The organism is Spirulina sp. CS-785/01 (assembly GCF_028330525.1).
Lineage (GTDB): Bacteria > Cyanobacteriota > Cyanobacteriia > Cyanobacteriales > Spirulinaceae > JAQMSD01.
The window spans coordinates 1-7,960 of record NZ_JAQMSD010000048.1; the positions used below are offsets into that span (position 1 = coordinate 1).

Annotated in this window: 6 protein-coding genes; 5 read left to right on the forward strand and 1 reads right to left on the reverse strand. The window is 44.3% G+C overall.

Annotation, left to right across the window (positions count from 1 at the left end; all coding sequences use genetic code 11):
* Positions 1 to 146: 146 nt before the first annotated feature.
* On the reverse strand, positions 147 to 680 hold the full coding sequence (locus PN462_RS02360; RefSeq protein ID WP_272126297.1) for a Uma2 family endonuclease: 534 nt from the start codon (positions 678 to 680) through the stop codon (positions 147 to 149).
* 228 nt (positions 681 to 908) lie between these two features.
* Between PN462_RS02360 and topA the strand changes: the two genes are divergently transcribed.
* From topA to PN462_RS02385, 5 genes are all read left to right on the forward strand, one after another.
* Positions 909 to 3,500, forward strand: a complete 2,592-nt coding sequence (gene topA, locus PN462_RS02365) for a type I DNA topoisomerase (RefSeq protein ID WP_272126298.1) — start codon at positions 909 to 911, stop codon at positions 3,498 to 3,500.
* 114 nt (positions 3,501 to 3,614) lie between these two features.
* Entirely contained in the window at positions 3,615 to 4,721 is a 1,107-nt protein-coding gene (locus PN462_RS02370; protein WP_272126300.1) for a DUF262 domain-containing protein, read from the forward strand.
* On the forward strand, positions 4,718 to 5,377 hold the full coding sequence (locus PN462_RS02375) for an MAE_28990/MAE_18760 family HEPN-like nuclease (RefSeq protein ID WP_272126301.1): 660 nt from the start codon (positions 4,718 to 4,720) through the stop codon (positions 5,375 to 5,377). Before PN462_RS02370 ends, PN462_RS02375 begins: the two co-directional genes overlap by 4 nt.
* A gap of 74 nt (positions 5,378 to 5,451) precedes the next feature.
* Positions 5,452 to 6,123 carry a histidine phosphatase family protein gene (locus PN462_RS02380; RefSeq protein ID WP_272126302.1) on the forward strand — a complete coding sequence of 224 codons (672 nt, stop codon included), beginning with the start codon at positions 5,452 to 5,454 and terminating at the stop codon, positions 6,121 to 6,123.
* 87 nt (positions 6,124 to 6,210) lie between these two features.
* Positions 6,211 to 7,644 carry a dihydrolipoyl dehydrogenase family protein gene (locus tag PN462_RS02385; RefSeq protein WP_272126303.1) on the forward strand — a complete coding sequence of 478 codons (1,434 nt, stop codon included), beginning with the start codon at positions 6,211 to 6,213 and terminating at the stop codon, positions 7,642 to 7,644.
* Positions 7,645 to 7,960: the final 316 nt, after the last annotated feature.

Consider the following 7,960-nt stretch of genomic DNA (forward strand, 5'->3'; position numbering starts at 1 on the left):
AAATTGTAGAACGAGACACCGTTGTTTCAGACACTTGTGAGAGACATTTTCTCCCCCTCTCCCAAGGTTGGGAGAGGGGGTTGGGGGGTGAGGGCGACTCCAAACCGCCATATCTCGTTACCCACCTTGACAGGGCTGATTTAACATTACCTATCAAGCTCTGTAAACCCTAAATTATCAGTATTTTCGGATGTTTCCGAAAAAATTATATCTTCATAGAGTGTAGAAAGCAGTAAACTGAGAGCTACAGAAAATAAAGGAATTGTAATCTCGTCTGGAGGTTCACGATTATCTTCAGGAGAATAAGTGGTGAGTTCCCATTTTTGATTATCGTTGCGGCGATACAGTTCAACATTCATGAATTCTGTATTAATTAAAATGTATTCTGTTAACGTATCAAGGCGGCGATAATTGCGAAACTTAACCCCTCGATCTCTCCCTTCTGTTTTGGAAGACAACACTTTAGCAATTAAACAGGGATGATAGACCACCTTTTGTTCTTGTCGGTCTCGAACATCACAAGTTACCATCACATCGGGATAATAAAACGGCCCTTGTTGCGAAATGCCCACCTTCGCATCTGCGATGTAGGTTTGACAGAGTTTTCCTCGGAGGTGAGACTTGAGAAACGCCGCTAAATTAAGCGCGATCGCATTATGAGATAATGTTCCCCCAGCCATCTCCACCACCCTAACGCACCGTCCCTGCCTGAACCCACCCCCCTGAACCCCCCAGAACCTCTATCCCCTCCGTCTTAACATCAAGACAGCTTAACGAACAAATCCCACACACCCGAAAGGATGTGGTATTGATGGAAAGGGAGCAGACTTTCTTGTTATCCTGATCATCTAATCAGGACACAAGACCCCCTGTGACTCCTAAACCGGAAGGCAACCCCTAAAACATCCATGTCCACGCTTGTCATTGTTGAATCTCCCACCAAAGCACGCACCATTCGGAACTACCTCCCTTCAGATTATCAAGTGGAGGCATCCATGGGTCATGTCCGTGACTTACCCTCCTCTGCGTCAGAAATTCCCCAAAAATATCGCGGGGAAGACTGGTCCCAGTTAGGAGTAAACGTCAAAGACAACTTTGAACCCCTCTATGTCGTTCCCAAAACGAAAAAGAAAGTCGTCAAAGAACTCAAAGAAGCCCTGAAAGCCGCCGATGAGCTAATTCTCGCCACCGACGAAGACCGAGAAGGGGAAAGCATCTCTTGGCACTTAACCCAAGTTCTCAAGCCAAAAGTCCCCATGAAACGAATGGTCTTTCACGAAATTACCCAAGGGGCCATCCGGGCCGCCTTAAATAACTGTCGAGAAATCAATCAAAACCTCGTCCATGCCCAAGAAACCCGCCGCATTCTCGACCGTTTAGTAGGTTACACCCTCTCCCCCTTACTCTGGAAAAAAATCGCCTACGGCCTCTCCGCAGGCCGAGTCCAGTCTGTGGCCGTGCGGTTATTAGTCCAACGGGAAAGAGAACGACGGGCATTTAAAGCCGGGGGATATTGGGACTTAAAAGCCCTCCTCGCCAAAGAAAAAAGTGACTTTGAAGCCAAGTTAATGACCTTGGGGGGCAAAAAACTAGCCACCGGGAATGACTTTGACCCCGCAACCGGGAAAATTGCCCAAGGCCGAGATGTCGTCTTACTCAACGAAGCAGAAGCCACCCAGTTAAAAGAACGGTTAGACGGGAAACCCTGGACCGTTAGCAATATCGAGGAACGGCCCACCACCCGCCGTCCCTATCCTCCCTTTACCACCTCCACCTTGCAACAGGAGGCCAACCGCAAATTAGGACTCTCGGCACGGGATACCATGCGCACCGCCCAAAAACTCTACGAGGAGGGCTATATCACCTATATGCGGACCGACTCCGTGCATTTATCCGACCAAGCCATTGCCGCGGCCCGGTCTTGTGTGGAAGAACGCTACGGGAAAGAATACCTCAGCAAAAAGCCCAAACAATACACCACCAAAAGTAAAGGGGCCCAAGAAGCCCACGAAGCCATCCGTCCGGCGGGTTCAACTTTCCGCACCCCCAAAGAAACGGGACTCTCTGACCGGGAATATAAGGTGTATGATTTAATCTGGAAACGCACCGTCGCCTGTCAGATGGCCGATGCTAAGTTAACGCAAATTAGTGTGAGTCTCGATGTAGAAGATGCGGGCTTTCGCGCCAACGGCAAACGCATTGATTTTGCGGGCTTTTTCCGGGCTTATGTGGAAGGGTCCGACGACCCCGACGCAGCATTGGAAAACCAAGAGGTGATTCTTCCGGACTTAAAAGTGGGGGATAAACCGGACTGTAAGGATATTGAAGTGGTGGGCCATGAAACCCAACCCCCTTCTCGTTATACAGAAGCGTCTTTGGTGAAAACCCTGGAAAGTGAAGGGGTAGGCCGTCCCAGTACCTATGCCAGCATTATCGGCACAATTGTGGACCGGGGATACGCCCAAATGCGCAATAAAACCCTGATCCCCACCTTTACGGCTTTTGCGGTATCCAGTTTCCTAGAAGCCTATTTCCCGGACTTGGTGGATACTAAGTTCACTTCGCGCATGGAGCAAACTTTGGATGAAATTGCCACTGGGGAAGTGGACTGGTTGCCCTATTTAGAGGACTTTTATCGGGGGGAAGATGGCTTAGAAACCCAAGTGGAAAACCGGGCAAGTCAAATTGACCCCAGCACGGCCAAAGCGGTGAAATTGGAGAATTTAGACAATGCTCACGTTAAAATTGGTCGCTTCGGCCCTTACATTGAGGTGGAGGCCGAGGAGGATGTGGTGCGGGCTTCTATTCCCCCGGACTTAACCCCCAGTGACTTGACTCCGGAACAGGTGGAGATTCTCATTAAACAAAAGGTCGAGGGGCCCGATAAGTTAGGGTTACATTCCGAGACAGGTGAACCGATTTACCTGTTGACAGGGAATTACGGGCCTTACGTGCAGTTAGGGGATAAGACGGACGACAACCCGAAACCGAAACGGACTTCTCTCCCCAAAGGGATGAAAATGGAAAATGTGACTCAAGAGATTGCTGAGGGGTTGTTAGCCTTGCCGCGTCACTTGGGGGACCATCCGGCTACGGGGGCGAAGGTGAAGGCGCATATTGGACGCTTTGGCCCCTATGTGGTGCATGATCAGGGGAAGGAGGGTAAAGATTATCGGTCGATTAAAGCTCCGGATGATGTCTTGACAATTGACCTAGATCGTGCATTGGAGTTACTGGCACAACCTAAGAAAGGGAAGAAAGGGGGGAGTAAGTCTAAGAAACCGTTACGGGAGTTGGGTGAACATCCGGAGGATAAGGACCCGGTGAATATTTATGAGGGCCCTTATGGGACTTATGTGAAGCATAAGCGGACGAATGCAGGACTCCCGGAAGGGGAGACGGTGGAGAGTATGACGCTGGAGAAGGCGGTGCAGTTGTTGGCGGAGAAGAAAGCGAAGGGGAAAGGTAAAGGAAAGGGATCACGACGGAAGAAGAAGTGATGAACCTGATGTTACTGTTGTTCAATATTCAGAGCTATTGAACAACAGTGGCATATATAACGTTTATTGAATGTTGGTACTTTGTACAATTGATCGTATTTTTTGAGGAAAAAAATGGGACTTCAGCAAGAAATAGATAAAATGCGCCAAGAGATTAGAGCCGATAGTTATTCTATGTCGATTGGTGAATGGAGTAGTTTATACGACGATAATGAAATTGATATTCATCCTGAATTTCAAAGATTTTTTAGATGGTCTAGCTTTCAAAAAACAGGATTAATTGAATCGATTTTATTAGGTATTCCAATTCCACCCATATTTGTTGCCCAACGAGAAGATGGAATATGGGATGTAGTCGATGGGGTACAACGATTATCAACTATTTATGAATTTATGGGAAAGTTAAAAAATGAAAATAACGAAAAAGTTGAACCTCTAGTATTAGAAGAAACAAAATATTTACCTAACTTGGAAGGTAAAAAATGGCACGATCCTGAAGATGAAGAAAATTCGCTATCTCAATCACAAAGATTATTAATAAAAAGAGCTAAAATTGATGTTACTATTCTTCTTAAAGAGAGTGATGAAATTGCAAAATATGAGCTTTTTCAAAGATTAAATACTAGAGGCTCTATTGCAACTCAACAAGAAGTTAGAAGTTGTATTCTTGTTATGCTTAATAAAGAAATGTTTAACTGGATGAGAAAAATGAGTCATAATGAAGAATTTCAGGAATGTGTATCTTTGAGTGACCGCCCTCTTCAAGAGCAGTATGATATGGAATTATTACTTCGATTTTTAATATTCCGAACCATTCAACCGGGAGAATTGAAAAAAATAAGAAACGATTTAGGCAGTTTTATAACTGATAAAATGATTGATATGGCTCAAAACAAAAAATTTAATTATTCTATTGAAGAGTTTGCATTTAAGACTACATTTAAAGTGCTTTATGAGAACATGGGAAGTGATAGTTTTCGTCGATACTCAAAAACAAAGCAACAATTCATGGGTGGTTTCCTCGTTTCAGCGTATGAAGTAATTGCTTTGGGTATTGGATATCATTATAAATCAATTGAAGATTCTCATATAAATATCAGAGATAAAATAAAAGAGCTTTGGTCAAATGAAAACTATCAAAAATGGTCAGGTTCAGGAACTACGGCCCAAAGAAGAATTCCGAAGTTAGTTCCTTTGGGACGCACAATGTTTAAACCATGAAAATACGAACTTCAGAGCAATTAACTGATAAACTGGATCAAGAGCTTGTCTGGAGAAAAAAAGAGTTAAGTCAACTCAAAAGTTTAATTAACACAACATACAATCCCAAAAAAAAGGTATTACTTCGTAGTGGAATAACTATCTTATATGCACACTGGGAAGGGTTTATTAAAGTAGCTGCCAATAGTTATCTTGAGTTTGTTGCTATGCAACGTTTACACTACTGTGAATTAACTAATAATTTCATTGCTGTTGCCTTCAAAGAACAATTAGATCAAGCAAAAGCTACCAATAAAGCCAGTCTTTACATTGAATGCTTTACTTTTTTGCAAAATCAATTGAGTCAACGCAGTAATTTACCTTATAAAAATGTAATTTCTACTGCGTCTAACTTAACTTCATCTGTATTTAAAGAGATAGTAGTGCTTTTGGGGTTAGACTATTCTTTTTACGAATCTAAAGAAGTATTAATAGATGAAAAATTATTAAAGCAAAGAAATAATATTGCTCATGGAAACTATTTAGAGATAGACAATGAAAGTTATAATGAATTGCATAAAGAAATTATTATAATTATGGATACTTTTCGCAATGAAATTGAAAATTATGCTGTAACAGAACAGTATAAAGTTAGCACGAATCAAAAAACAAGTTAGTGTGAATTGAATCGCATTTCTATATAAACTATACACAATTACATCGATTTTAGTGTGAGGGTTCTCGATGACTGATGAATGAGGAACAGGGTAGTATACGGAAAACTAGGGTTTTGGGGTTAATTCTGCTGAGTGGGTTAGGGGGACTGGTTGCTTGTTCTCCCTCTCCTCCGGACTCCCCTACCCCTACTGCCAGCGCAGAGTTAGAGACGGTGCAGGAAAGTCCTCAACCTCCTTCAGAGGCAGAATTGTGGTCACGGTTGCAAAATGCCGAACAGGAAGATGTGACCTATGTGGTGTTATTGCGTCACGCGATCGCGCCTGGAACTGGCGATCCCCCTAACTTCCAACTCGATGATTGTACCACGCAGCGCAATCTCTCGGATGCAGGTCGTCAACAAGCGCGAGACATTGGGGAAGCGTTCAGGAGTCGCAATATCCCCGTCAAGCAAGTCTTTTCCAGTCAATGGTGTCGCTGTCTAGACACCGCAGAATTATTAAATCTAGGCACAGTTAAACCCTTACCCTCCCTCAACTCCTTCTTTGAAAACCGCAGTCAAGCAACAGAACAAACCCAGCAAACCCAAGACTTTTTATTAGAAACGGAACATCCATCGGGGGTGTTAGTATTGGTGTCTCATCAGGTGAATATTCGCGCCTTGAGTGGCATTTCTCCCCGGTCTGGAGAAGCCGTTATCCTCGAATTGAATGGGGAGTTAGCAGTGTTAGGGCGATTGTTAGGTTAAATTCACCTCCCTCTCAGTCTTTCTTAATTTCTCCCCCATGAACTAGAGGTAAGCTATCAGCAAAGAGAGAATGAGGACAGTAACACCATGGCAGTCGAATACGATATAGTCATTATTGGCGGCGGTTCTGGGGGGTTAGTCGTAGCCAGTGCTGCGGCCCAACTGAATGCGAAAGTGGCATTAGTGGAAAAAGATAAACTTGGGGGAGATTGTCTCTGGTATGGTTGCGTTCCCAGTAAATCCCTCATTCATGCGGCTAGAGTCGCCTATGATGTCAAACATGGGTCTCGCTTCGGCATCTATACTGACCCGCCCGAAATTAAGTTTAAAGAGGCACTGGGCCACGTTCACCGGGCCATTAAAGCCATTGAACCCCACGACTCCCCCGAACGGTTTCGGAGTCTAGGAGTTGAAGTAATTTTTGGGTTGGGTCAATTTATTGACCAGAACACCTTTGAAGTAGAGGGACGCAAATTAACCGCCCGTTCCTTTGTGGTTTCTACCGGGTCTCGTCCCGCTATTCCCCCCGTCCCAGGTTTACAAGAAGCGGGGTTTTTAACCAATGAACAGATTTTTTCGATTGAAAAACGCCCCGATGCTTTGGCTATTATTGGCGGTGGGCCCATTGGCTGTGAGTTAGGCCAAGCCTTCCACCGTTTAGGATCAAAAGTGACAATTTTCTCTAGTCGAGAGCATATTTTACCCAAAGAAGACCCAGAAGCGGCTGTGGTGGTGGAACAACAGTTAGAGTCGGAAGGAATTACGATTCTCAATCATTCTAGGGCGGAACGGGTCGAAGTGGTGAACGGGAAAAAATATATTTATTCCGGGGATCAGAAAATTGCCGTTGATGAAATTTTAGTTTCTTCGGGACGGACTCCCAATGTGGATAGTCTCAATTTAGAAGCGGCAGGGGTGGATTATGATAAAAAGGGAATTAAGGTCAATCAAGCCCTACAAACAACGAATTCCCGGATTTTTGCCTGTGGGGATGTAATTGGGGGATATCAGTTTACCCACGTTGCGGGATATGAGGCGGTATATGCGTTGACCAATGCCCTCTTTTCTCCCATTAAGCAGTTTTTCCCGAGTAAAGTGGATTATCGGGTGATTCCTTGGGCGACCTTTACTGAACCGGAGTTAGCGCGAGTGGGCCTAACGGAGAAACAGGCCAGAGACCGTTATGGGCATGATATCCATATTTTAAAACAACCCTTTGCCGGAGTCGATCGCGCTCAAGCAGAAGCCGCAACGGAAGGGTTTGCGAAGTTTATTACGACGGGGAAAGGAAAGATATTAGGGGCCCATATGGTGGGGCCGTCTGCGGGGGAATTAATACATGAAGTGGTTTTAGCGATGAAGCATAAGCTACCTGTGTCTGCGTTAACGGGAATTCATATTTATCCCACCTTATCGGAGGTGAATAGTAAAGCGGGGTTATTGTTGAAGAAGGAGAATTTCGCCCAGAATACCTTTTTACAAGCTTTTCTGCGGAAGTTCTTTAATTTTTTGCGGGGATAAATAATTGGTGATTGGTTGCTGAGACACCGGGTTTCTCTAGAGAATTTAGGGATAATGTGAACTATCTAAAGAGAAATTCGGTTTCTTGTTAGATAACAGTAAGCCTTCAGAGATTGTTCTTCCGTTTGTAGTAAGCCCTTTAGGGCTTCCTTCATCCTAGCCGTTGAACAGCTAATTTTTTTAATTTCTGAGGGGTCTATTAACCCGTTTTAACGGGTTTTAGCTATTAGCCTTGGGTTTCAACCCAAGGCATATCAAGGTAGGTACGAACTTCCTTCATCCTAGCCGTTGAACAGCTAATTTTTTAATTTCTGAG

Bases quoted from the DNA above. Each gene is read 5' to 3' on its own strand.
- PN462_RS02360 (WP_272126297.1), bottom strand. From the start codon at position 680: ATGGCTGGGGGAACATTATCTCATAATGCGATCGCGCTTAATTTAGCG.
- topA (WP_272126298.1), top strand. From the start codon at position 909: ATGTCCACGCTTGTCATTGTTGAATCTCCCACCAAAGCACGCACCATT.
- PN462_RS02370 (WP_272126300.1), top strand. From the start codon at position 3,615: ATGGGACTTCAGCAAGAAATAGATAAAATGCGCCAAGAGATTAGAGCC.
- PN462_RS02375 (WP_272126301.1), top strand. From the start codon at position 4,718: ATGAAAATACGAACTTCAGAGCAATTAACTGATAAACTGGATCAAGAG.
- PN462_RS02380 (WP_272126302.1), top strand. From the start codon at position 5,452: ATGAATGAGGAACAGGGTAGTATACGGAAAACTAGGGTTTTGGGGTTA.
- PN462_RS02385 (WP_272126303.1), top strand. From the start codon at position 6,211: ATGGCAGTCGAATACGATATAGTCATTATTGGCGGCGGTTCTGGGGGG.